Here is a 23954-nt window from a genome sequence, read left to right as displayed (position 1 = left end):
CTAGAAGTAAGAATAGGTATCGGCGTAATTGTCTCCTTCCTCAATGATGTTTCGTAGGGCGCGTTTTGAAATATTCAAATCGAAGTCGCTTAGTTTTTGTTCTAGTTTTAATAACCTATCTCGAAAGGCGGCACCATATCCTTCAATTGCGGGTAGGATATGCTGGGCTACAGCATAGTCTAGAGGGCGGTTACGCATTCCTCCGAGCTCATTTGCGATGTAGCAATATCTTTTTATTGCATTGGTTTTGCGTTTGCTAATATGGATTGCGCTTGTTTTTGCTACTTGCGATGTCAGAATAGAGAGTATCTGTTCAAGCGAAGCTTGCTCATCTGGAAGGAGGTCAGCTTCGCTGGAAGAAATGTTAAAGGCTTGGTTAATTTGCTCGTGTGGAACTGCCCCGTTGAATCTGTGAGAGCTTATTAGTGAGGATATGTCTTCCAGGTTAACATCTTCCCCGAGAGAAATAATTGGTGCTCGATCAATTAATCGCGGGGAAAGTTTTTCAGTTGTCGCATCGTTGTTTATAGTCGCAATGAATCTGAGGTTGCCGCCAACTTCAAGGTACCGTTGAGTAGTGTCGGGTATACCTAGGTCAATTCGACGCTTGGTTCCCTCTGTATCACACATACCTAAAAAGTCGGACCAGTAGTGTTCAACGCTAGAAAGATTAGCCTCATCCAACAATACTATTTTCGTGAATTTTTCCGCGGATGTTTCTTTATTCTTTAGGAATTGATAGAGACCACTGCGCGAAGGTTGATAGACATCTTTTAATGAGTTATAAAACCCTAGAATATCTCGCCCGGCCACCCAGCCACGGCCGACTGCAACGTTAAGGAAATTGCCGGCACCATGATCATCTCCTGCTCCATTTAACTTCAGCGCATGTGCCAGTCGTAGAGCTGTGGAGGTTTTACCGGTGCCCGGTGGTCCTGATAGGAATGTGAGGAAGGATTGAGTAGTGCTAATTACCAAGTTGGCCATTTCGTCATAAGTAAATGGCCGGCCCTCATCAGCATGAAACGTATTAAGTAAATGGTGTATGTAGTCGGATCGGTTCTCTTTTGTTAATTCAATTTCTGAAGCCTTCAGGTGCACAGTCTTTGCGTCTGTTTTGTTTCGTAGTCCGGCTTCCCATTCAGCATTTGAATTAACGTTTTTAATTCTGTTAATTTCTCCCCTAGCTGAGGAGATGCAATGAGGGTTTTTTGACTTTCTAGAGTTCTTTCCAAGTCTATAATTTCTTTTTGTCGATCTTGGTTTGTTCTTTGTTGGAACTGGATTTCTTCCTTTAGACTAGTTACATGTTTTAGGTCTTGATTTTTCTCAAGTATTTCTTCCAGTGTTTTTTGGTTTTCTTTTATTTTTTGTTCTAGTTCAGTGTTCGTGTTGGTCAGTAAGGTTTGTTTCTCAAGCAGGCTTTGGTGGGCTTGCTCCGCGGACTGTTCTTGAATTCGTTTTAACTCCAGTTCCGCTTCTGTTCGCGCTCGCTCAACATCTTGATCTATTGTTTCGAGTTCCTTTCTTTTTTGGTCAGCAATCCGAGACATATCATTTATTTCTCTCTGTATTTTTTCCTTTTTTTCTATGGTTTGCTCATCAATTTCCTGTATTTTTTCTTTTATAAGGATGTCTTTGTTTTTTTCGAAGTAGCTATCTAAGTATTTTTTTCCTTCGATATTGTCTAGTAAGAATTCTTCAATTATACCTTTTCCGTAACCTTCGTCATCCAAAAAATCCGCAAGTACAAGTTCCAGTCGCTTTAAGCGCTGATCGTTGTCCATTGCTTTGTTTTTCTTTTTATATGAATCTATTATTTGGGTTAGCTTGGTTGCTTCGTTCTTTCCCAGTGTAGGGTTGCCCTTGCCAAAGCCAGATTTTGCGTAATATTTAATAAGTCGAGATGCTGAGATATAATCTAATTTATCGAATTCTAATTTTTCTAATTTTTTGAGTGAGGTAATAAAACTTCTTGGTCCGCCCCTTACTTCAAATCGGAGTAGTTCGCCACTATGCTCTAAAGTGCTTTTATCAAATTTGGCGATATGATCGGTAGGTAGATTTAAAGGTGTCAATCCAGTTGATGGCGTTAAAAACCAATCATCTTCGTCTTTTGTAGCTAAAAATGGGCCATTTACACTGCCCTCATTTTCTATAAAGAACAGGATGTTTCTAGGCAGATCGTAACCTAAGCTTACTTTGCCAGTGTCTATATCTGGCATCGGCATTTTTATAACTGGAATTAAGGCGTTATGCTCTAGCCGTTCAGCCCATTCACCTTTCGAATAGTACTTTTGCTTTCGCTTGTCTTCCTGCCATTCATTATCTGTTTCATGCCATTCTTTGATTATGAAAAGCTCGTCATCCTTAAAAAGCTCGTCAATTTTCATGTATTCTTTTGATATAAAGATCCCTGAGTTTGGGAACTCCGAAATTTCCACGTTTCTGAAGCTACCGTCTTCATGCTCCAGAGCTACGGGGATTACACTGCCGAGATCTGGATTGAAATTGCTTGAATCCTTTACGACTAACAAACGTCCCATACGAGGTCCTTGTGTGTGGTTGAATAGCTTTTTGGTGTAGATGATGGCTTTTTGCCCGAGCCAATCTATCGTCTTCAGCTTAACTAACCAAGCGTATTTCGTCGTTTCCTGTGTGTGGAGGATCAAAAACGCTGAGCAGATTTGGTTGCCATCCTAAGCATCCATTAACGTGGTAAACGCGTATTTATGACTGAAGCCTCATTCTTGAAGCACATCATCGATTCGGGAGTTTCGAGGTCATATCAAACCTCGTTTCCCAATCACCCGAAACACATCACTCACGTCTTGCACCATGATCCTAGCGATGTTAGTTACGATGTTAATGTCATGCTCGGCGTGGTCGGGCAGGCGGGTGCATGCGATGAGGTCGAGATATTTGAGGACAGCGTTGAGGCGTTCAGCGACGCACGCATGGAGAACCTGTAATGGGGCGTCGGCGTCGATCAGGAGGACAGGGTGGTCGGTGGCGGGGTGGGACATAGCTCGCCGGGATGGGGCCGCTTCGCAGCCCAGCGGGGATGAATCCCCTCGCCACAAGGGGTGTTTTCCTACGCGTTTTTCAGACTTCAAATTCGGTCGAATCTCAAATCATGGCTTTGCATCCCGTTGGGAACTTTCCTTTAAAACGATGTCAATTTGATGGCGTGTCGCGACGCTCGTTTTGAACGGATCTAGCAGTGCCAGGCTGTTTCCTGGTAAGCCCAAGGAAGTGTGAGATGAAGCTGATTTTTGCGATGTTATTGATGTTCAGTGGTTTCACGTTTGCCAGTTGTTCCAGCATCAGTGACAACGATCAGCGCAATTATTGCCAGGCCACGCAGGAAGGCAGTACCTGCGCCTCTATCCGGGACAATGACTTGCGTGCGTCATGCGAAGCGGAGAAGGGCAGTACGTGCGCCAGCATTCGTGACAATGATCAGCGTGCCTACTGTGAGGCCAAGAAGGGCAGCACTTGCGCCAGCATCAGGGATTCGGATTTGCGTGCGTCTTGCGAAGCAGAGAAGGGCAGTACGTGCGCCTCTATTCGGGATAGCGATCAGCGCGCGTTCTGTGAAGCCAAAAAGGGCAGTACCTGCGCCAGCATCAGAGATGGGGATCTACGTAATCAGTGTGAGGCCATGAAGCGGTAACACAGCGATACCTTTTTTACGGAGAGGAACCCCAAAAAAACCGATGTCAGATCTGGCATCGGTTTTTTGCGCCTGAAATCCTCAAGAAAACATTGATCAAGTCGCTTGGGTCAACAGCCCTGAGGACTTGCGCCTGGCGTATCCCATCGCATCGGGAATGTATCGGGTCGAGTTGATCGATTGCCTTGCCTGGCTTTCAACGATACTCAGTATGTCCGTCTGAAAACTCAGCGTTTTACCAACCAGCGCACATTGCACAGAGGACTAAGGCTCAATCGGGTTGTTCAGTTACACCGCTCCGGTAGACTGCCAACTATCGCGACTCTCCAGCGCACCAAGGATTGGAACATTGCCATGATCGAAATCGGCAGCCGCAACAACGCCCCCACGCCGCAGCACAAAAGCCACGATGTTTATCTGTTCAGCATCGACCTGTCGCAACCCGCGACGCCGTTCTGTTTCGAGCAGTCGATTGGCGGTGGGCATGCCGAGCAGGGCGGGGCGCGCTGGCTGGCGCTGGATGAGCTGGACGCCTGGCCCGGCCAATGTCGGGAGCACCTGAAAAAAGCTGATTGTGCCTGGGTCGTCGAGTTGCTTGATGCCAATCCTGATACCGATCAGGCGACGCTGGTGTCGATGATTCTCAAGCGGCACGCCGAGCCGGGTACGTCCGGCGGGCGCTTGAAGGCGATTGGTGGCTGGCTCAAGCGCAATATTCACGTCGGCGGCCGCTACGGCCTTTAACCCTCGGAGACTCCCATGACTCAGACACTCGAACGCGCTATTGCCATCGCTGCCACGGCCCATGCGGGGCAGGTCGACAAAGGCGGGGCGCCGTACATTTTGCATCCGCTGAAAGTGATGATGCGCATGTCCTCGCTGGAGCAACGCATCGTCGCCGTGCTGCACGATGTGGTCGAGGACTGTGACATCAGCCTTGAGGATCTGCGCCAGGAAGGTTTCAGCGAGGAAGTGCTGACGGCGATTGCAGCCGTCACCAAAGTGCCCGGCGAATCCTATGAGGACTTCGTCGAACGTGCCGGCCAGAACCCGATCGGTCGGGTGGTGAAACTGGCGGATCTGGAAGAGAACAGCGACCTGTCGCGAATCGCCTCGCCGAGCTGGGATGACCTGGAACGTATCGAGAAGTACCGCCGCGCCATCGCAAGACTGCGCGGCTGAAACCCCCTGTAGGAGCTGCCGCAGGCTGTGATCTTTTGATCATCTCGCGCTGCAAGTGGTCGACGCACCGCTGAAAGTACCAAGCTATGGGGCGTACGCTCGCACCGCGATCCGGCCCATAAATGGCTCCGCCAGCATCTGCTGGCGTCGGTCTGAAGCGTGTCAGGCGTGGCCGAGCGCAACGGCGAACGACACGACGATCATGCACGCAAACGCGAAATTGAGATTCATGAGGTGTTCATCCTGAGCCTTTTAGAAGTGGGGCCATTCTGAACAGGCGCGAAGCAAAGAAAAAATTCGCCTTGTTGATTCCAATGATCGAAACAATTGATAGCCGCCGGTTTGTGTTTGCTTGAGGGTTTCGCTAGTCTCGGCGAACCTGCAATTACAAGCATAAACAGGCAGAACCATGCACGATCATTCCGCATCCGAACTCCCATCCCTACGCCGGCAAAAAATCCTCCTGATCCTCGAACGCGACGGCAAAGTCATGGCCTCCGAGTTGAGTCAGCACTTCGCTGTCTCTGAAGACACCATCCGCCGCGATCTCGCCGAACTGGACAACGCCGGCCTTGTGCAGCGTGTACACGGCGGTGCGCTGCCGCGTCCAAAAGATTCCGGGAAGGATTACTACACGCGGCTGGATGAAACGGATGAGGTGAAAATCCGTCTGGCGCAATTGGCGGCGCAGCAGGTTGAGGATGGACAGATTGTTTTGTTCGATTCCGGCTCGACGACGTTGCAGGTCGCGCGATCGTTGCGGGCGGATATCAGCATTACGGCGGTGACAGCGTCGCCGATGACGGCGATTGCGTTGTCGGAATTCGAGGGCGTGAAGGTGATTCTGGCGGGCGGGACATTGAATCCACGGACAATGTCGGCGGGTGGTCATGAGGCCTTGCGCTTGCTCGCAGGGATCAAGGCTGATCTGGCGATTACCGGCGTGTGCGCGATTCATCCGGAGGTGGGGATCACCTCGTTGCATTTCGATGAAGTGCCGGTGAAACAGGCGATGCTCGACGGCGCGACGCGGGTGATTGCGGTGACCACGGCGGACAAGCTCGGGGCGGTAGAGCCGTTTGTGGTGGCGGGGTGTGAGCGGTTACACATGTTGATCACTGAACGGCATCTGGCGTCGGGCAGTGTTGAGGATTACCGGCGATTGGGGATCGAGGTGGAGCAGTTGCCGGACTGAGATTTTTGCTGATGCTGCCGGCCTCTTCGCGAGCAGGCTTGCTCCCACATTGGAATGCGTTTCAAATGTGGGAGCGAGCCTGCTCGCGAAAGGGCCAGTGCGATCAACGCAGCTTTTCAAGCATTTGGTAATACCACATCCCCGCCGCCAGCATTGGATTGCCCAGCAAATCGCCCATCGGCACACGAATGTGCTGACACGCGGCAAACGTATCGAACTGCTCCAGTTGCCCGGTGATTGCCCGGCTCATGATTTCGCCCATGATGTGCGTGGTGGCGATGCCGTGGCCGGAGTAGCCCTGGCAATACCAGACGTTGTCGGAGAGCTTGCCCAGTTGCGGAATGCGGTTGATGACGATGCCCATCGCGCAGCTCCACTGGTAGTCGATCTGCACACCTTTGAGCGCTGGGAAGGTCTGTTCGATGCACGGGCGCAGTTCGCCGGCGATATCGCGTGAGTCCTTGCCGCTGTAATTGGCGCCGCCGCCGAACAGCAGGCGACCGTCGGCGGTGAGGCGGTAGTAATCGAGGACGAAACGGCAGTCGTACACCGCCAGATCTTCAGGGTTGATCTGCCGCGCCAGATCACCGAGCGGCGCGGTGGTGACGATGCCGCCCATGGCCGGAAAAATCTTGCCCTTGAGCTGGCCCGGTTCGAGCTTGTGGTAGACATCGCCGGCGAGCATCACTTGCTTGGCGTCGATCTGACCGTGAGCGGTCCTTACGCCTGGCGTATCGCCGTGAATGATCTCCAGCACTTCGCTGTTTTCGAAGATCAGCGCACTCAGACTTTCCGCCGCCCGCGCTTCGCCGATGCACAGGTTGAGCGGGTGCAGGTGCATGTTGCGGGTGTTCTTGATCGCGCCGTGGTAGAGCTCGCTTTGCAGCAGGTCACGGACCTGGCTGCGGTCGAGCAGGCTGACTTCATCACCCAGTCCGCGACGCACGGCTTCCTCGTAATCGTTGCGCAAATCAGTCATGTGGCTGGGCTTGTACGCCGCGTGCAAATGACCGTGTTTGAGGTCGCACTGAATGGCGTATTTCGCCACGCGTTGCTTGATGATTTCGTGCCCGCGCCAGCGCAGGTGCCAGATGAAATCGTCGACGTCATCGCCGAGTTTGCCGCGCATTTGTTTGCGCATCGCACCGTCGCCGGAAAGGCTGCCAGTGACTTGGCCGCCGTTGCGCCCGGTGGCGCCCCAGCCGACTTTGTTGCTCTCGACGATGGCGACTTTCAGGCCTTTTTCGGCGAGTTCGACGGCAGTGGCGACGCCAGTGAAGCCGCCGCCGATGATGACCACGTCAACCGAGTGCCGACCTTGCAGGGTCGGGTAGTCGGTGTCCTGGTTGAGGGTGGCGGTGTAGTAGGAATTGCAGCGTTCGGTCATGTCAGTGTCCACACAAATTTCGAATCGGTACGCGGTCCCTGTGGGAGCTGGCTTGCCAGCGATAGCGGAGTGTCAGTCAGCAGAGATGCTAAATGTTCCGGCCTCATCGCTGGCAAGCCAGCTCCCACAGGGTCTGGTGTCGGGTTCTCAGGCTTCGGTCAGGTACCAACGCCAATCCTGCTCACCCACCTCGGCCATGAACTGCCGGTACTCGGCGCGTTTCACCGCCAGATACACCCCGAGAAATTCCTGGCCCAGAGCATCGCGTGCCCACGCGGAATTCTCCAGCGCTTGCAACGACGTCAGCCAGTCGGTCGGCAGCAATTCCTTGGCCTGCGCATAGCCGTTGCCTTCCACCGGCTCGCCCGGATCGAGATCCTCGCGAATGCCGCGATGGATCCCGGCCAAAATCGCTGCGGCCGCTAGATAAGGGTTGGCGTCGGCGCCGCAAATACGGTGTTCGATGTGCCGTGTGTTGGCCGGACCACCCGGTACGCGCAGGCTGACGGTGCGGTTGTCGACGCCCCAGGTCGGCGCCAGCGGTGCGTAGCTGTTGGCCTGGAACCGGCGGTAGGAGTTGGCGTTCGGGCAGAACAGCAACAGCGTATCGAGCAGCGAGGCGAGCATGCCGCCAATCGCCGTGCGCAGCAGCGGGGTGCCGGCGGGATCCTCGGAGGCAAACAGATTGCGACCCTCGCTGTCGGCGAGGCTGACATGCATGTGCATGCCGGTGCCGGCGAGATCATCGAACGGCTTGGCCATGAATGTCGCCTGCATGCCGTGTTTGTGTGCCACGGCTTTGACCAGACGTTTGTAACGCACGGCCTGATCCATTGCCTCCAGCGCATCGCCGTGCTCGAGGGTGATTTCCACCTGGCCCGGTGCGTATTCGGAGATCGCCGTGCGCGCCGGAATACCGTGCAGTTTGCAGGCGCTGTAGAGGTCGGCGAGGAACGGTTCGATCTGTTCCAGCTCGCGCAAACCATAGACTTGCGTGTGTCGCGGTCGACCGCCGTCAGCGTCCAGCGCCGGTTGCGGGCGACCGTTGTGATCGCGTTTGGCGTCGAGCAGATAGAACTCCAGTTCGCACGCCATGATCGGGTAGTAGCCCTCGGCTTTCAGGCTATCGATGACCTTGATCAGCAGGTGGCGCGGGTCGGCAATACTGGCCGGCATGCCCTCGGTCGGGTGCATGCTGACCTGCACCGCAGCGGTCGGAATCTGCCGCCATGGCAAACGCACCAGACTGCCTTCCAGCGGATAGGCGCGGCAGTCGATGTCGCCGACGTCCCAGACCAGGCCGGAGTTTTCGACGTCTTCGCCTTGTACGGTCAGGCCGAGGATGGTGCTCGGCAGCGGGCGCCCGCTTTGGTACACGGCGAGCAGTTCTTCGCGGTGCAACAGCTTGCCGCGTGGCACACCGTTGGCGTCGAGAATGAACAGTTCGATCATGTCGATATCGGGGTTTTGTTCGAGGAACAGGCGTGCGTCTTCAATGGCTGCGAATTTCATGGCAAACACTCATGGGGGCGCCGCACAGGCGCGCAGATTCGGGCCGGACACGTTTAGGGTGTCCTGGCAGGGATATCAAAAGTGATCAGTCAGAAGTGACAACGAACCTGTGGCGAGGGAGTTCGCTCGCGCGCGACTGCACAGCAGTCCGATCTCTCAGGGCCGCTTGGTGCCCCGGCGGGAGCAAGCTCCCTCGCCACATTGCTTGTTTGCTGACTGAAAGAAATCAGCAGGCGATATCCGGCGGGCGTGCGGAGTGACGCAGCTTGGAACGGCGCAGGGCCATGGGGAGATTGACGATACGATTCATGCGCGGCCCCCGTAGCAGAGGGCGCACACAGCGGAGACGTTCAACGATTTTAATTGTTGTGGTGACGTGCTCATAACGCGTGTTTCCGTTGGCGGAAAACGTCGGTGACGGGGCTGGCCCGCCGACCGGTGTGCCCCGGATAGTAAGGGGGAATCCGCGGGCGTGTAAACGATCAATGTGAAATATCTTCAACACTCAGGTTGCGGTGGGCGAGCCTGCATGCGAAGGCAGCCTGACATCCAGCATCAATGTCAGGAGAAATCACTCAAACAGCAGGTGCTTCGATCCCGAAGAGCTTGCGTGCTTCGGCAAAGCACTTTTCGGCAATCGCCGAGCGCGGTTCCGTCTTGCGCATCACCAGACCCAATGGCGCAAGCACGCTGGCGTCCGGCAAATTCATGAATGACAGATGTTCGATCGGCTCCTCCAGGCCACTGTCCAGCGGCATGATCGAGCAGCAAAAGCCTTGGTGAATCGCCTGCAACAGCTGATAGGTCGAATCGCTCTCCATGATCGGCTGTGGACTCAGCCCGCGGCTGCGAAAACTCAAGTCGATGGATTTGCGGTAATGCATGCCGGTGGTGATCATGCCCAGTGGCAGTTCGGCGGCGTCTTCCCAGCTCATTTGCGTGCCTTCGAAATGAAAGTGACGGTTGTCATAGAGCAAACCGACGCGGGTTTCGCCAATCTCGAAAAACTCGAAATAGTTCGGGTTGACGTGATCGAGATAGCACACGCCCAAGTCCAGTTGGTTGTTGCCCAGACTGGCGATGATTTCATCGGAACTGAGTGACGACAGGCTGAATTTCAGCTCCGGATACGACCGCGACAAACCCTGAATGTAATTGACCGGGTTGAAGCTGCTCAGTGGCACCAACCCCAGACGCAAGCTACCGACCAATTGCCCGCGACAAGCCGCTGCTTCGGCGAACAGGCCATCGTGCGCTGCCAGCAAGGTGCGGGCCCATGCCAATACGCGTTCGCCTGCTTGCGTGAAGCCTTCAAAGCGCTGACCGCGGTTGACCAGCACCAGATCCAGCTCATCTTCCAGATTGCGCAAACGCATCGACAGGGTCGGCTGCGTGATGTGGCAGCGTGCGGCGGCTTGGCCGAAGTGGCGGGTTTCGTCCAGCGCGATCAGGAACTTGAGTTGTTTGATGTCCAAGACGGCACCTGCTCGAAGGGGGGGTGATTGACATTACGCAGAGGCGCACGGCGCACAAAAAGCGCAGGGTGCGACGATCTCATTTCAGCGATTGTGCGTCCAATCGGAAGTGTTTAAAGGCTGTCTATCAGTCCCTGCCTTGATGGCTTTCAGTGCGGCAAACCCGTCTGATAGAGGCGCTCGATAGAGTGGTTGGCGAGAGTGATTAGACACTCATAAGAAGAGGCACTTAGGCTTGTTGGCAATTGAATCGATTGTTGCCGGAGAATCCCCTTGAGCGTCAAATCGGATGCCCTGTTTGTCCCCCTGAACATTGCTGTGCTGACGGTCAGTGATACGCGCGATTACGCCAGCGATACCTCCGGCCAATTATTGGTCAGTCGTCTGCTGGAGGCGGGTCACACGCTGAGCGCGCGCAATTTACTCAAGGACGATCTGTACAAGATCCGTGCTCAGGTGGCGAACTGGATTGCCGATGAAAGCGTTCAGGTCGTGCTGATTACCGGCGGCACCGGCTTCACCGGGCGCGACAGCACCCCCGAAGCGGTGGTCTGCCTGCTCGACAAACAGGTTGATGGTTTCGGTGAGTTGTTCCGCGCGATCTCGATCCTCGACATCGGTACTTCCACCGTACAGAGCCGTGCATTGGCCGGGTTGTCCAACGGCACGCTGGTGTGCTGCCTGCCGGGCTCGACCGGCGCCTGCCGCACGGCGTGGGAAGGTATTCTGGCCGAGCAACTCGACAACCGTCACCGCCCGTGCAACTTCGTCCCACACCTTAAATCGGTACAAGCCTGCGGCACCCGCGGATGAGCTGGGCAGCGTTGATGCCGGTTGAGGATGCGCTGGAGCAATTACTGGCCATGGCCAATGAGCAGTGTCTGGCGGACAGTGAAATCCTCGCGCTGGATGACGCGTGCGGGCGGGTGCTGGCGAGTGATCTGGTAGCGACACTCGATCTGCCGCCGTGGCCGAACAGCGCCATGGACGGATACGCCCTGAACCTTGCGGATCTGCATCGCCAGCCTTTGGCGGTGTCGCAACGCGTCTACGCGGGGCTCGCGCCGGATGCCTTGTTGCCGGGCAGTTGTGCACGGATCTTTACGGGAGCACCTGTGCCGCCCGGTGCCAATTGCGTGGAAATGCAGGAAAACGTCGAGGTACTGGAAGACGGTCGCGTGCGGTTTTTGCAGCCGCTGAAAATTGGCCAGAACATCCGCGCGCAAGGTCAGGAGAACCGTGCCGGTGACATTTTGCTGCGCGTCGGCAAGCGTCTCGGACCGTTCGAGCTGGCAGTGGCGGCAGGGCAGGGGTTGGCGCAACTGCACGTTGTGCGTCGGCCTCGGGTGGCGTTGTTGTCGACCGGTGACGAACTGGTCGAACCGGGCCTGCCGCTGCGTCCTGGCAGCATCTATAACAGTAACCGTGTGTTGCTCGCGCACTGGTTGCGTGAACTGGGTTGCGAGGTGATCGACGCTGGTATCTTGCCGGATCGCCCGGCGCAAACCCGGCTCAAGCTTGAGCAGTTGCAAGTCAGCGCTGACCTGATTCTGACCACGGGCGGGGTGTCCGCAGGCGATGCTGATTGCCTCGGTCAGGTACTGCGTGACAACGGTAAAGCGCTGTTGTGGAAATTGGCGATCAAGCCCGGCAAGCCGCTGACGGTTGGCCATATCGGCGCAGTGCCGGTGATCGGTCTGCCGGGTAATCCGACTGCCGCGCTCGTGACCTTTGGCTTGCTTGCCAGACCGTATCTGTTGAGGATTCAAGGTGTCGAAGACGTGATGCCGCTGAGCTTCACGGTGAAGGCCGGGTTTGCCTGGACGAAATCGGCCAGCCGCCGTGAATACCTGCGGGCGCGTCTGGAAACGGGGGTTGCGGTGCTCTACCCGAATCAGAGTTCCGGCGTACTGCTCGGCGCGACCTGGGCCGATGGCCTAGTGGAAATCACCGAGAACAGCACGCACCAGGTCGGCGACCCGCTGCGCTTCATACCCTTCAACGAACTCTTCTAAGCACCGCCAATCTCGTAGGAGCAAAGCTTGCTCGCGAAAGCGGTCTAGCATTCAACGTTGGTGCTGGTTGATACACCGCCTTCGCGAGCAAGCTTTGCTCCTACGAAGTTGTGGTGCTGCCGATCTTCGCAGGCGTCCCGCGAAAATTGTAGGAGCCGAGCTTGCTCGCGAAAGCGGTCTAGCATTCAACGCAGGTGTTGGCTGATACACCGCCATCGCGAGCAAGCTTTGCTCCTACGAAGTTGTGGTGCTGCCGATCTTCGCAGGCGTCCCGCGAACACTGTAGGAGCCGAGCTTGCTCGCGAAAGCGGTCTAGCATTCAACGCAGGTGTTGGCTGATACACCGCCATCGCGAGCAAGCTTTGCTCCTACGAAGTTGTGGTGCTGCCGGCCTTCGCAGGCGTCCCGCGAAAACTATAGGAGCCGAGCTTGCTCGCGAAAGCGGTCTAGCATTCAACGCAGGTGTTGGCTGATACACCGCCATCGCGAGCAAGCTTTGCTCCTGCGCGGGTGGGGGCGGGGATAAAAAAACGCCGCGCATCTGACGATGGGCGGCGTTTTTCATTGCGTTGTAACGTTAGGCTTGAACGACCGGAATGTTGGCGTTCGCAGCAGCTTCACGGAACTCGGCGATCTGGTCGAAGGACAGGTAGCGGTAGATATCGGCCGCCATGCTGTCGATCTTGCCAGCGTATTCCATGTACTCCTCGACGGTCGGCAGGCGACCCAGGATCGAAGCCACGGACGCCAACTCGGCCGAAGCCAGGTAAACGTTCGCGCCGTCGCCCAGACGGTTCGGGAAGTTACGGGTCGACGTCGACACAACAGTCGCGTTCGGCTCAACGCGTGCCTGGTTACCCATGCACAGCGAGCAGCCCGGCATTTCCATGCGCGCGCCAGCCTTGCCGTAGATGCCGTAGTAGCCTTCTTCGGTCAGTTGGTGAGCGTCCATTTTGGTCGGCGGCGACAGCCACAGACGGGTTGGCAGCTGACCCTTGACCTGATCCAGCAGTTTACCGGCAGCGCGGAAGTGACCGATGTTGGTCATGCACGAACCGATGAACACTTCGTCGATCTTCTCGCCAGCAACGCTGGACAGCAGACGGGCGTCGTCCGGATCGTTTGGCGCGCAGAGCACAGGCTCGCTGATGTCGGCCAGATCGATTTCGATGATTTCGGCGTACTCGGCGTCGGCATCGGCTTCCATCAGTTCCGGGTTGGCAACCCAGGCTTCCATCGCTTGTGCGCGACGTTCCAGCGTACGTGCATCGCCGTAGCCTTCGCCGATCATCCAGCGCAGCAGAGTGATGTTGGAGTTCAGGTACTCGGTGATCGACTCTTTCGACAGCTTGATGGTGCAACCGGCAGCCGAACGTTCGGCCGAGGCGTCGGACAGTTCGAACGCCTGTTCCAGGGTCAGACCTTCCAGACCTTCGATTTCCAGGATGCGGCCGGAGAAGGCGTTTTTCTTGCCTTTCTTCTCAACGGTCAGCAGACCGTTCTGGATGGCGAAGTAAGGAATGGCATGAACCAGGTCGCGCAGGGTGATGCCAGGTTTCATTTTGCCTTTGAAACGCACCAGGATCGATTCCGGCATGTCCAGCGGCATAACGCCAGTGGCGGCGGCGAACGCGACCAGACCGGAACCGGCCGGGAACGAGATGCCCATCGGGAAACGGGTGTGCGAGTCACCACCGGTACCGACGGTGTCTGGCAGCAGCATGCGGTTCAGCCACGAGTGGATGATGCCGTCGCCCGGACGCAGGGAAACGCCGCCGCGGGTCATGATGAAGTCAGGCAGGGTGTGGTGGGTGGTTACGTCGATCGGCTTTGGATAGGCCGCGGTGTGGCAGAAGGACTGCATCACCAGATCAGCGGAGAAGCCCAGGCACGCCAGGTCTTTCAGTTCGTCACGGGTCATAGGACCGGTGGTGTCCTGAGAACCCACGGTGGTCATCTTCGGTTCGCAGTAGGTGCCAGGACGAACGCCTTGGCCTTCACCCAGACCGCAAGCCTTGCCGACCATTTTCTGCGCCAGGGTGAAACCCTTGGTGCTTTCAGCCGGCGCTTCCGGCTTCTTGAACAGGTCGAACGGTGGCAGACCCAGTTCGGCGCGAGCCTTCTCGGTCAGGCCACGGCCGATGATCAGCGGGATACGGCCGCCAGCACGAACTTCGTCCAACAGGACCGGAGTCTTCATTTCGAAGGTGGTCAGGACTTCGTCGGTGCCGTGTTTGCAGACTTTGCCAGCATGCGGGTACAGGTCGATCACGTCGCCCATGTTCATGTTGGAAACGTCGAACTCGATTGGCAGGGCGCCAGCATCTTCCATGGTGTTGTAGAAGATCGGAGCGATTTTGCTGCCGAAGCAGAAACCGCCAGCACGCTTGTTCGGCACGTAAGGAACGTCGTCGCCGAAGAACCACAGTACCGAGTTGGTAGCGGATTTACGCGACGAACCGGTACCGACCACGTCACCGACGTAGGCGATCGGGAAGCCTTGACCGCGCATTTCTTCGATCTGCTTCATCGGGCCGATGGCGCCCTGCTGATCAGGAACGATGCCTTCGCGAGCCATTTTCAGCATGGCCAGGGCGTGCAGCGGGATGTCCGGGCGGGACCAGGCGTCTGGAGCAGGGGACAGGTCGTCGGTGTTGGTTTCGCCGGTGACCTTGAACACGCGCAGGCTGATCTTGTCGGCCAGCGTCGGGCGGTTCTTGAACCACTCGCCGTCAGCCCAGGATTGCAGGACGCCTTTAGCGTGAACGTTGCCGTTCTTGGCTTTTTCCGCGACGTCGTGGAACGCATCGAACATCAGCAGGGTGTGCTTGAGTTGCGCGGCAGCGACTGGCGCCAGCTCGGCGTCGTCCAGCAGGTCAACCAGGGTCACGATGTTGTAGCCGCCCTGCATGGTGCCGAGCAGTTCTACAGCGCGTTTCTTGTCCAGCAGAGGGGAGGAAACTTCGCCCTTGGCCAGTGCAGACAGGAAGCCGGCTTTTACATAAGCCGCTTCGTCCACGCCTGGTGGAATGCGATTGGTGATCAGGTCAACGAGAAATTCTTCTTCGCCAGCCGGAGGGTTTTTCAGCAGCTCGACCAGGCCTGCTGTTTGTTCGGCGTTAAGCGGCTGGGGAACGATACCCAGGGCTGCACGCTCTTCGATATGTTTGCGGTAGGCTTCAAGCACAGTTATTACCCTCATCAGTGGTCCCAAATGGGTGTCCGGGACGCTCATCCCGAAATTGCCGTACTCATGCGCCTCACGACGTTGTGGGTCGTTCGGCCAGAATTACCGGCAATTCCTTACAGAAGCTGCTTTCAAAGTTTTACGCCTGCAGAACGGGGAGCTGATGAGGGTTGGCGTTGGGCTTTTCCCCGCTGGAAAAACCCTTCGCCAACACCGCTCTGAAGGAACGACTGTGCTCGTGACGCTTTGAAAACAGCTTCTAACGGACATTGGCGCCTTAAAAGGCTGGCTGATTCTACGGCAAAAAAAATTTAAAGGTAAGTCGGGCTCTATTGGACTTTGGTGGCGTTGTGCGTGGCCCGGTCAAACTTCGGTGACGCCGTTGCCCCTGATGTTTGAGGGGTGATCAATGCCCGACAAAGGGCTAACATGCCGACCTGTTCCGCGTTTCAGTGTTTTGTTCATCCTATGCCCAATCAGACCATCAAGACCCCCTGCGTCGGCCTCTGCTCCACTGTTTACGGTGATCTGGTGTGCCGTGGCTGCAAGCGTTTCCATCACGAAGTAATCCATTGGAATGGATACAACGAGGAGGAAAAACGCGCGGTGTGGCTGCGTCTGGAACAATTGCTGTCACAAGTGATGGCGGGCAAGGTCGAGATTTTTGATTCGGCGCGCCTGCGCCAGCAGCTTGAACAGCGCAAGATCCGCTTCGTGCCGCATCAGTCGGAATATTGCTGGGCGTATCAGCTGATTGCCCGTGGGGCGCGGGTGATCATTAATCTGGACGCGTACGGGATGGTCCTGCTGCCGGAGTTTCGCGACTGGAATCTGCCGGAATTGCGCGATGCCATTGATCGGGAATTTTTCCTGCTGTCGGAAGCGCACTATCAGCGCTACATCGCCCCCGGTTTCCTGAAAGACGCCTTCGGCGCCTAGAAGCTTCGCGAGCAGGCTCGCTCCCACAGGGAAATGCGTTCCTGCAGGAGACCGCATTTCAGATGTGGGAGCGAGCCTGCTCGCGAAGGGGCCGGTTCAGACACCCCAGATATTAATGTTTCACCGCCAACTCCAGCAGATGATCCTCAACCTCCTGCGGCTTGAGCACCAGCACATCACTCTCCAGCGCATCCAGCACCACTTCCGCAGTATTGCCGATCAACGCCCCCGACAACCCGGTCCGCGCCACCGTGCCGATCACGGTTACCGCCGCCTGCAGCTTGTGCGCCATGAACGGAATCAACACATCCGCCGGGCCTTCCTCGATGTGCAGATGCTCGTCATCGACATCAAACTCCGCCTGAAACGCCCGGCATTGGTCGCGATAACGCGCCTCGATGGTTTCCTTGAGCTGGAAGGTCGGATCGGCTGCTGACAGCATGGGCGACGGATGCGCAGTGATCACGTGCAAATGCCCTTTGGCCAGGCTGGCAATGTCATAGCCGTGATCGATGATTGTCGTGTGCAAATGCCGGTGCTCGCCATCGGCATTGCCGACATCGACCGCCGCCAGAATCACTCGGTCCTTCCAGGGCGTAGAGGTTTTCACCAGCAGCACCGGCGTCGGGCAGTGGCGCAGCAGTTTCCAGTCGGCCGGGGTCAGCAGGGCTTTTTTCAATGAACTGTCGGGGAAATGTTGCTTGACCACCAGCCCGCAGCCCTCGGCCTGCTGCACATCGATAATGGTTTCGTGCAGGCTCTCGTTCCACGCCTGTTCGGTGGTCACGCTGTAACCGTCGGCCAACAGCGCGGCTTTGAGCACGCCAAGCATGCCGGTGTGGTCGTGCTTGCGGTCGCACACCAACAGGTGCAGATGGGCCTGGGTCACGCCCGCGATCAACTTGGCGCGCTTGAGCGCCAGGCTTTCCGAATGTTCGGGTTCGATGACCACCAGAATGCTGCGAATGGCTTGCATGAGCGGAGTCTCCAGCAAAGAAAAGGCACGGCGTTGCTCAACTATAGTTGCTGCTCATGCGCCTGCGACTTGATGCATATCAACGCTGGCGACTGGTGGTCTGCGGACAGGCCGGTATAATCGGCGCCCTTCGCTCGAACACCTTTACCGTGAGCCCCATGATCCTTCCCGAAATCCACGAATTCCTTGGCTGCCGCACACCTGACGCCTGGGTCCAGGCGGCACTGGCCGATCAGGAAACCCTGCTGATCGACCACAAGAACTGCGAGTTCAAGGCCGCCAGCACCGCGCTGAGCCTGATTGCCAAGTACCATTCCCACGTCGACCTGATCAACATGATGTCGCGTCTGGCCCGCGAAGAACTGGTGCACCACGAACAGGTGATGCGCCTGATGAAGCGCCGCAAGATCGAACTGCGCCAGCTGCACGCCGGCCGTTACGCCTCGAGCTTGCGCAAAGTGGTGCGCAGTCACGAGCCGGTGAAACTGGTTGATACGCTGGTGGTTGGCGCGTTCATCGAGGCGCGCAGTTGTGAGCGGTTCGAAGCATTGGTGCCTCATTTGGACGAAGAACTCGGCAAGTTCTACTTTGGCCTGCTGAAAAGCGAGGCCCGGCATTTTCAGGGTTATCTGAAGCTGGCGTATCAGTACGGTGATGCGAAGGATGTTGAACAGGTAATCCTGCGGGTTCGCGCGGCGGAGCAAGAGTTGATCGAATCCCCGGATGAAGAATTCCGCTTCCATAGCGGTGTGCCCGTCGCGGCATAACTCGGTAGGAGCACGGCTTGCCTGCGATAGCGATCTCAATAACGCCTTCGCTGGCAAGCCAGGCTCCTGCACAATCTGTTAAAAACTCTTAAGAGTATGAAACATCGCCGGAACCCGGCCCTCGCGCGTGAATCCCTCCATAATGACGACCCTTTCACACATGGGTTGGCACACAGTCGTTATGGATAACCTGGGTTTTGGCAAAGTCCTGCTGGTGGAAGACGACGAGCGTCTTGCCGCGCTGATCGCGCACTTCCTCGAACAACATGGCTACGAAGTCCGCTCGGTGCATCGCGGCGATCTGGCGATGGCCGTGTTTGTCGAATTCAAACCGAAAGTGGTGGTGCTCGACCTGATGCTGCCGGGGCAGAGCGGGCTGCACGTGTGCCGCGAGATTCGCAGCGTCTCGGACACGCCGATTGTCATCCTGACCGCCAAGGAAGACGACCTCGACCACATTCTCGGCCTGGAATCCGGTGCCGACGACTACTTGATCAAACCGATCAAGCCGCCGGTTCTGCTCGCTCGGTTGCGTGCCCTGCAACGGCGTCAGGTGCCGGACAGCGGCGTGGTCAGTTGCATGGAGTTTGGCCGGTTGAGCATCGACCGCAGCTGTCGCGAAGTGCGCCTGGCGGGCGAGATCATCGAAATGACCACCATGGAATTCGAACTGCTGTGGTTGCTGGCCAGCGCCGCCGGCAAGATCCTCTCGCGTGATGACATTCTCAACCGGATGCGCGGCATTGCCTTCGATGGACTCAACCGCAGCGTCGACGTGTACATCAGTAAATTGCGCAACAAGCTCAAGGACAATCCCCGTGAACCGGTGTGTATCAAGACCGTGTGGGGCAAAGGTTATCTGTTCAATCCGTTTGCGTGGGAGCTGTAGATGCTGCGGTTATTTCTCGGGCTGTTTGTGGTGATGACAATCGGTCTGGTGTTGGCGTTGCAGACCGTAGAACACACGTTCAACGCCTTGCTCGACGGGCAGATGCAGGCATACAACCGCGAGGCGGTGCGCGGTCAGGCGTGGTCGCTGGTCGAGCATATGCGCGATCAGCAGGGCAAAGCGCGTGAGCAGCAGCTTGAGGCCTTGCGCCCACATTACGGCCTTTCATTGGCGCTGGTCGAGGCCGATCAACTGGCCCTGACGCCACAGGAAAAAACCGAGCTGGCGCAGAATCTGTTGGTGATTCGCGACAACTACACGCAGTTCATCAGCAACATTGACGGCGGGTCGCAGTTGCTCAGCATCAAGCTGCCGCCTGAACCGAGCCTGATGCCGTTCTACATCACCGTGGCTTACATGATGCTCGCGGTGTTGATCGGCATCGTCCTGTTCTTCTGGGTACGTCCGCACTGGCGCGATCTGGAGAAACTGCGCCTGGCCGCCGAGCGCTTCGGCGACAACGATCTGGCGGTGCGCATTCAACTGTCCAAGCGTTCGAACATTCGCGATCTGGCCGAGCACTTCAACCTGATGGCAGCACGTATCGAAGGCTTGATCGCCAATCAGCGCGAGCTGACCAACGCGGTGTCCCACGAACTGCGCACGCCGATTGCGCGGTTGTCATTCGAGCTCGACCAACTCAAGCAACAGCCGGGCGCCAGCCAGAACCGCGAGTTGATCGCCGACATGTACGCCGACCTCGGCGAGTTGGAGGAGATGGTTTCGGAACTGCTCACTTACGCCAGTCTTGAGCGGGGTGCGACGGTGATCAAACGTGAAAACATTCAGGCGGCCAACTGGCTCGACAGTGTCGTTGGCAGCGTCGCGCTGGAGGCGGAAGCGGCGGGGGTGCAGTTGTTGATTGGCGATTGCCGGCTCGAAACGGTACGCATCGAACCGCGCTTTATGGCGCGAGCGGTGATCAATCTGCTGCGCAACGCAATTCGTTACGCCGAGCAGCGCGTTGAAGTGACGCTGGTACGCCACGGCGATTATTACGAGGTGCGCGTCAACGACGATGGACCGGGCGTTCCGGTAGACGGGCGGGAGAAGATTTTCGAGCCATTCTCGCGGCTGGACGCGAGTCGCGATCGGCGTACCGGCGGGTTTGGTTTGGGGTTGGCGTTGGTGCGGCGGGTGTCGCAGTCCCATGGCGGGCAGGTTGAAGTCGGGGAATCGGAATGGGGTGGGGCGTCGTTTCGGATGACCTGGGCGCACCTGGATTGAATGATGTTGCCCGTGCTGGCCCCATCGCCAGCAGGCTAGCTCCCACAGGGGATTTGTGTTCGCCCCCCGATTCCCTGTAGGAGCTGGCCTGCCAGCGATGGGGTCGGTCCGCTCGGCATTGTTGTGACTGACCCACCGCCATCGCTGGCAAGCCAGCTCCAACAGGGATACACGGTGTAGTCAGGATCTCAGCTACACCTCGAAACCTGTGGGAGCTGGCCTGCCAGCGATGGGGTCGGTCCGCTCGGCATTGTTGTGGCTGACCCTCCGCCATCGCTGGCAAGCCAGCTCCCACAGGGATACACGGTGTCGTCAGGATCTCAGCTACACCTCGAAACCTGTGGGAGTCTGGCTTGCCAGCGATGGGGCCGGTTCGCTCGGCATTGTTGTGACTGACCCACCGCCATCGCTGGCAAGCCAGCCCCCACAGGGATACACGGTGTCGTCAGGATCTCAGCTACACCTCGAAACCTGTGGGAGCCTGGCCTGCCAGCGATGGGGCCGGTCCGCTCGGCATTGTTGTGACTGACCCACCGCCATCGCTGGCAAGCCAGCTCCCACAGGGACACACGGTGTCGTCAGGATCTCAGCTACACCTCGAAACCTGTGGGAGTCTGGCTTGCCAGCGATGGGGCCGGTTCGCTCGGCATTGTTGTGACTGACCCACCGCCATCGCTTGGCATTGTTGTGACTGACCCATCGCCATCGCTGGCAAGCCAGCTCCCACAGGGATACACGGTGTCGTCAGGATCTCAGCTACACCTCGAAACCTGTGGGAGCCTGGCTTGCCAGCGATGGGGCCGGTCCGCTCGGCATTGTTGTGACTCACCCACCGCCATCGCTGGCAAGCCAGCTCCCACAGGGATACACGGTGTCGTCAGGATCTCAGCTACACCTCGAAACCTGTGGGAGCTGGCCTGCCAGCGATGGGGGCGGTCCGCTCGGCATTGTTGTGACTGAACCATCGCCATCGCTGGCAAGCCAGCTGCCACAGGGATACACGGTGTCGTCAGGATCTCAGCTACACCTCGAAACCTGTGGGAGCCTGGCTTGCCAGCGATGGGGCCGGCACAGGCAGCAAAAAATCAACTGAAGATCAGAAATCCCACTTCGTCGTCAGCATCAAATTGCGCGGCTCGCCGTAGAACGTCGTGTCGAAGTTGCCCAGCCCTGTCAGGTAGCGCTTGTCGAACACGTTGTTGGCGTTGACCGTAAAGCTCAGGTGCTCGTTGTACTGATAGCGGCTCATCAGGTCGACGAGGGTGTAGCCACCTTGCTTGATGCGCGTGTAATCGCCGGCCGGCGCACTGTAGATCTTGCCGTAGAACGCACTCTGCCAGCTCACGCCGCCACCGACGGTGACTTTGTCGAGCACACCGGGCAAGCGGTAGGTGGTGAAGGTGCGCACCACGTGTTCCGGCTTGGTGGTCGACAGCGGATAGCCATAGATGCGCTGCTCATCGGCATCGCGGCTGCGCGCGTAGGTGTAGCCGGCGGAGACGTTCCAGCCGTCGGCCAGTTCGCCGGCCAATTCGAGCTCAAGGCCTTTGGTGGTGGCGCCGTCGATGGCTTTGTAGATGCCTTCGTTAGTCACCGCGTTGGTGCCAATCGACTCGGCCACGCCATCCTGCTCGATGCGGAAGAACGCCAGACTGGCGTTCAAGCGACCGTCGAAATACGCAGCCTTCAGGCCTGCCTCGTAGCTGTCGCCCTCGACCGGTGCGAGGGTCGAACCGTTGCTGTCCTTGTAGGTTTGCGGCTGATAGATGTTGGTGTAACTGGCGTACAGCGAGTAAGTGTCATCAAGGTCATAGACCACCCCGGCGTACGGCGTGACCACGCCGTGTTCCTTGTAGCTGGCGTGGGTGTCGTCAAGCCCGGCACCAGGGTTGTAGCCATAGTCCTCGTTGTATTTGAAGGTGCTCAACCGGCTGCCGAGAATCACCGACAAATCGTCGGTCGGGTGCAGGCGCGTGGCCAGGTAAATGCCGTTCTGGCTCTGCGTGCGTTCGTACTTGCCGTTCTTCGGGAAGTCCTGCTTCGGCAAGTCGCCGCGCCAGTCATAGATGCTTCCCGGGACTTCGGCGAAGGCGCTGGTGTCGTAGGTCGAACCGGTCTGGCGCGAGTGCGCGGTCATCACGCCGGCCACCAGTTCATGTTCGCGGCCACCCAGTGTGAAAGGGCCGGAGACGTTGACGTCAGCGGTGTTCTGTACGCGATGCCCCTCCCAGCGGCCCCAGTACATGAACATGCCTTCACCGGTGGCGCGATTCGGGTTGCCGCCGCTCGCCGAAGCCAGACGGGTGTCGTGGTCGGTGGTTTTCTGGTCGACGCTGACCTTGAATTTCCAGTCGTTGGCCAGCGACTGTTCGAGCGAGGCGAAGTAGGTGATGTTGTCGAAATCGCGACGGCTCCAGTCGGCACCGGAGTTGAAATGACGGGGGAAATCGGTGCGCCCGCCGTCGGCAAAGTACACCGGGTTACCGGTCCAGGAAGTGCCGCGTGGGGTAGTACTGGACTTGTCGATGCCGAAGGTCAGCAAGGTATCGTCCGTCAGGTCGGCTTCGAGGATGCCGTAGAACAGGTCTTTCTTCTGGCTGTAGTGATCGAGATAGGAATTCTTGTCCGAATAAGCGCCAACGAAACGTCCGCGCACATTGCCCGAATCGGTCAGCGAACCGGAAACATCGCCGACGGTGCGATAGGCATCCCACGAGCCGACCGTGCCGCTGATCGACGCCTTGAATTCTTTGGTCGGTTTCTTGCGGATCAGGTTGACCGTGGCCGACGGGTCGCCGTTACCGGTCATCAGCCCGGTCGCACCCTTGATGATTTCCACGCGGTCGATGCTGGCGGCGTCGTCACCGTTGTTCGGGTTCTCGCCGTAAACACCGTCGTACGGGATGTTGATGCCGTCGTACTGGAAGTTGGTGATGGCCAGGCCTCGCGCGGAAAACTCGGTGCGGTCACTGTCGTATTTCTGGCTGGAGATGCCCGGAGTGTTGCGCAGCGCATCGCCGACGCTTTGCACGCCGCGATCGTCCATTTGCTGGCGGGTGATCACGGTGACCGATTGCGGGGTTTCGCGAATCGACAGCGGCAGGCCGGTCGCCGAGGACATGGTACCGGTGGTGTAAGCGTGGGTGTCTTCGGTGGTGGCGCCCAGACCCTCGGCAGAAATGTTAGTGGCGCCCAATTGCAGCGCTTGATCGGTTTTGGCGGCAGTTTCAGCGGCTTGGGCGTTGAGGCTCAGCAGCGCCAGCGCCAACGGGCACAAGGCAAAACGAAAACGGACGTACGGCATGGAGATCCCTTTGCATCAAATCGATCGGTCGTTGAAGTGCTTCTGAGGGGTTAACCGAACGAGAAAGGCAAAAGGGAACCGGCCCAGCAAAAATCCCCACATCCCCCCTGTAGGAGCTGCCGCAGGCTGCGATCTTTTGATCTTGTCGTTAAAAACCAACATC

General features: G+C 57.4%; 19 protein-coding genes and 1 pseudogene. 11 read left to right on the top strand and 9 right to left on the bottom strand.

The window, feature by feature from the left end; all coding sequences use genetic code 11:
* From JFT81_RS08775 to JFT81_RS29430, 3 genes are all read right to left on the bottom strand, one after another.
* Positions 1-1101 carry an AAA family ATPase gene (locus JFT81_RS08775; RefSeq protein WP_201226976.1) on the bottom strand — a complete coding sequence of 367 codons (1101 nt, stop codon included), beginning with the start codon at positions 1099-1101 and terminating at the stop codon, positions 1-3.
* Positions 1092-2546: a hypothetical protein gene (locus JFT81_RS08770; protein ID WP_201226975.1), complete on the bottom strand. Its 1455-nt coding sequence runs from the start codon at positions 2544-2546 to the stop codon at positions 1092-1094. The genes JFT81_RS08775 and JFT81_RS08770 overlap by 10 nt, the downstream gene beginning before the upstream one ends.
* Positions 2547-2783: 237 nt before the next feature.
* Positions 2784-3026, bottom strand: coding sequence for a fructose-bisphosphate aldolase (locus tag JFT81_RS29430; RefSeq protein ID WP_242485587.1), 243 nt, complete (start codon positions 3024-3026; stop codon positions 2784-2786).
* 236 nt (positions 3027-3262) lie between these two features.
* On the opposite strand from JFT81_RS29430, the gene JFT81_RS08765 reads away from it, so the two are divergent.
* The 5 genes and pseudogenes from JFT81_RS08765 (at position 3263) to JFT81_RS08750 (ending at position 6053) form a co-directional block, all read left to right on the top strand.
* The gene (locus JFT81_RS08765; RefSeq protein WP_201226974.1) at positions 3263-3676 is read left to right on the top strand and encodes a hypothetical protein; all 414 of its coding nucleotides are present in this window, start codon (positions 3263-3265) and stop codon (positions 3674-3676) included.
* Between the two features lie 354 nt (positions 3677-4030).
* Positions 4031-4420 (top strand): hypothetical protein, encoded by a 390-nt coding sequence (locus tag JFT81_RS08760; protein WP_201226973.1) that lies wholly within the window; start codon positions 4031-4033, stop codon positions 4418-4420.
* Positions 4421-4435: 15 nt separating this feature from the next.
* A complete protein-coding gene (locus JFT81_RS08755) occupies positions 4436-4858 on the top strand; it encodes an HD domain-containing protein (protein ID WP_201226972.1) in 423 nt (140 codons plus the stop codon).
* Positions 4859-4907: 49 nt separating this feature from the next.
* A pseudogene (locus tag JFT81_RS29425) lies at positions 4908-5014 on the top strand (LysR family transcriptional regulator); the annotation flags it as partial.
* A 253-nt stretch (positions 5015-5267) separates the two neighbouring features.
* Positions 5268-6053, top strand: a complete 786-nt coding sequence (locus JFT81_RS08750; RefSeq protein WP_201226971.1) for a DeoR/GlpR family DNA-binding transcription regulator — start codon at positions 5268-5270, stop codon at positions 6051-6053.
* 103 nt (positions 6054-6156) lie between these two features.
* Here the strand turns inward: JFT81_RS08750 and JFT81_RS08745 are convergent, their stop codons facing one another.
* From JFT81_RS08745 to JFT81_RS08735, 3 genes are all read right to left on the bottom strand, one after another.
* On the bottom strand, positions 6157-7440 hold the full coding sequence (locus tag JFT81_RS08745; protein ID WP_201226970.1) for an FAD-binding oxidoreductase: 1284 nt from the start codon (positions 7438-7440) through the stop codon (positions 6157-6159).
* Positions 7441-7587: 147 nt separating this feature from the next.
* Entirely contained in the window at positions 7588-8952 is a 1365-nt protein-coding gene (locus tag JFT81_RS08740) for a glutamine synthetase family protein (RefSeq protein ID WP_201226969.1), read from the bottom strand.
* Positions 8953-9527: 575 nt separating this feature from the next.
* Entirely contained in the window at positions 9528-10427 is a 900-nt protein-coding gene (locus JFT81_RS08735; protein ID WP_201202595.1) for a LysR family transcriptional regulator, read from the bottom strand.
* Between the two features lie 273 nt (positions 10428-10700).
* Between JFT81_RS08735 and moaB the strand changes: the two genes are divergently transcribed.
* Both moaB and glp read left to right on the top strand, forming a co-directional pair.
* Positions 10701-11240, top strand: a complete 540-nt coding sequence (gene moaB / locus JFT81_RS08730; protein ID WP_201226968.1) for a molybdenum cofactor biosynthesis protein B — start codon at positions 10701-10703, stop codon at positions 11238-11240.
* Positions 11237-12442 carry a gephyrin-like molybdotransferase Glp gene (gene glp, locus JFT81_RS08725; protein ID WP_201226967.1) on the top strand — a complete coding sequence of 402 codons (1206 nt, stop codon included), beginning with the start codon at positions 11237-11239 and terminating at the stop codon, positions 12440-12442. The genes moaB and glp overlap by 4 nt, the downstream gene beginning before the upstream one ends.
* Before the next feature lie 577 nt (positions 12443-13019).
* On the opposite strand, the gene acnB is transcribed toward glp, so the two are convergent.
* Positions 13020-15629 carry a bifunctional aconitate hydratase 2/2-methylisocitrate dehydratase gene (gene acnB, locus JFT81_RS08720; RefSeq protein ID WP_201227121.1) on the bottom strand — a complete coding sequence of 870 codons (2610 nt, stop codon included), beginning with the start codon at positions 15627-15629 and terminating at the stop codon, positions 13020-13022.
* A 468-nt stretch (positions 15630-16097) separates the two neighbouring features.
* Between acnB and JFT81_RS08715 the strand changes: the two genes are divergently transcribed.
* Positions 16098-16568 (top strand): DUF1289 domain-containing protein, encoded by a 471-nt coding sequence (locus tag JFT81_RS08715; RefSeq protein WP_201226966.1) that lies wholly within the window; start codon positions 16098-16100, stop codon positions 16566-16568.
* 112 nt (positions 16569-16680) lie between these two features.
* Here the strand turns inward: JFT81_RS08715 and JFT81_RS08710 are convergent, their stop codons facing one another.
* Entirely contained in the window at positions 16681-17544 is an 864-nt protein-coding gene (locus JFT81_RS08710; RefSeq protein WP_201226965.1) for a universal stress protein, read from the bottom strand.
* Positions 17545-17702: 158 nt separating this feature from the next.
* Between JFT81_RS08710 and miaE the strand changes: the two genes are divergently transcribed.
* The 3 genes from miaE (at position 17703) to JFT81_RS08695 (ending at position 20487) form a co-directional block, all read left to right on the top strand.
* The gene (gene miaE / locus JFT81_RS08705; protein WP_201226964.1) at positions 17703-18311 is read left to right on the top strand and encodes a tRNA isopentenyl-2-thiomethyl-A-37 hydroxylase MiaE; all 609 of its coding nucleotides are present in this window, start codon (positions 17703-17705) and stop codon (positions 18309-18311) included.
* 181 nt (positions 18312-18492) lie between these two features.
* Positions 18493-19200 (top strand): response regulator, encoded by a 708-nt coding sequence (locus tag JFT81_RS08700; RefSeq protein ID WP_201227120.1) that lies wholly within the window; start codon positions 18493-18495, stop codon positions 19198-19200.
* A complete protein-coding gene (locus JFT81_RS08695) occupies positions 19201-20487 on the top strand; it encodes an ATP-binding protein (RefSeq protein WP_201226963.1) in 1287 nt (428 codons plus the stop codon).
* Positions 20488-21583: 1096 nt separating this feature from the next.
* Here the strand turns inward: JFT81_RS08695 and JFT81_RS08690 are convergent.
* Positions 21584-23791 carry a TonB-dependent siderophore receptor gene (locus tag JFT81_RS08690; protein ID WP_201226962.1) on the bottom strand — a complete coding sequence of 736 codons (2208 nt, stop codon included), beginning with the start codon at positions 23789-23791 and terminating at the stop codon, positions 21584-21586.
* Positions 23792-23954: the final 163 nt, after the last annotated feature.

The organism is Pseudomonas sp. TH43, from assembly GCF_016650635.1.
In the GTDB taxonomy this organism is placed as follows: Bacteria; Pseudomonadota; Gammaproteobacteria; order Pseudomonadales; family Pseudomonadaceae; genus Aquipseudomonas.
The sequence above is the reverse complement of the archived record's forward strand: the minus strand, read 5'-3'. Positions and strand labels throughout refer to the sequence as shown.

Excerpts from the sequence above, each read along its gene's own strand:
- JFT81_RS08770 (WP_201226975.1), bottom strand. The coding sequence starts at position 2,546 with ATGGGACGTTTGTTAGTCGTAAAGGATTCAAGCAATTTCAATCCAGAT.
- JFT81_RS29430 (WP_242485587.1), bottom strand. The coding sequence starts at position 3,026 with ATGTCCCACCCCGCCACCGACCACCCTGTCCTCCTGATCGACGCCGAC.
- JFT81_RS08765 (WP_201226974.1), top strand. The coding sequence starts at position 3,263 with ATGAAGCTGATTTTTGCGATGTTATTGATGTTCAGTGGTTTCACGTTT.
- JFT81_RS08760 (WP_201226973.1), top strand. The coding sequence starts at position 4,031 with ATGATCGAAATCGGCAGCCGCAACAACGCCCCCACGCCGCAGCACAAA.
- JFT81_RS08755 (WP_201226972.1), top strand. The coding sequence starts at position 4,436 with ATGACTCAGACACTCGAACGCGCTATTGCCATCGCTGCCACGGCCCAT.
- JFT81_RS08750 (WP_201226971.1), top strand. The coding sequence starts at position 5,268 with ATGCACGATCATTCCGCATCCGAACTCCCATCCCTACGCCGGCAAAAA.
- JFT81_RS08745 (WP_201226970.1), bottom strand. The coding sequence starts at position 7,440 with ATGACCGAACGCTGCAATTCCTACTACACCGCCACCCTCAACCAGGAC.
- JFT81_RS08740 (WP_201226969.1), bottom strand. The coding sequence starts at position 8,952 with ATGAAATTCGCAGCCATTGAAGACGCACGCCTGTTCCTCGAACAAAAC.
- glp (WP_201226967.1), top strand. The coding sequence starts at position 11,237 with ATGAGCTGGGCAGCGTTGATGCCGGTTGAGGATGCGCTGGAGCAATTA.
- JFT81_RS08715 (WP_201226966.1), top strand. The coding sequence starts at position 16,098 with ATGCCCAATCAGACCATCAAGACCCCCTGCGTCGGCCTCTGCTCCACT.
- JFT81_RS08710 (WP_201226965.1), bottom strand. The coding sequence starts at position 17,544 with ATGCAAGCCATTCGCAGCATTCTGGTGGTCATCGAACCCGAACATTCG.
- miaE (WP_201226964.1), top strand. The coding sequence starts at position 17,703 with ATGATCCTTCCCGAAATCCACGAATTCCTTGGCTGCCGCACACCTGAC.
- JFT81_RS08700 (WP_201227120.1), top strand. The coding sequence starts at position 18,493 with ATGGATAACCTGGGTTTTGGCAAAGTCCTGCTGGTGGAAGACGACGAG.
- JFT81_RS08695 (WP_201226963.1), top strand. The coding sequence starts at position 19,201 with ATGCTGCGGTTATTTCTCGGGCTGTTTGTGGTGATGACAATCGGTCTG.
- JFT81_RS08690 (WP_201226962.1), bottom strand. The coding sequence starts at position 23,791 with ATGCCGTACGTCCGTTTTCGTTTTGCCTTGTGCCCGTTGGCGCTGGCG.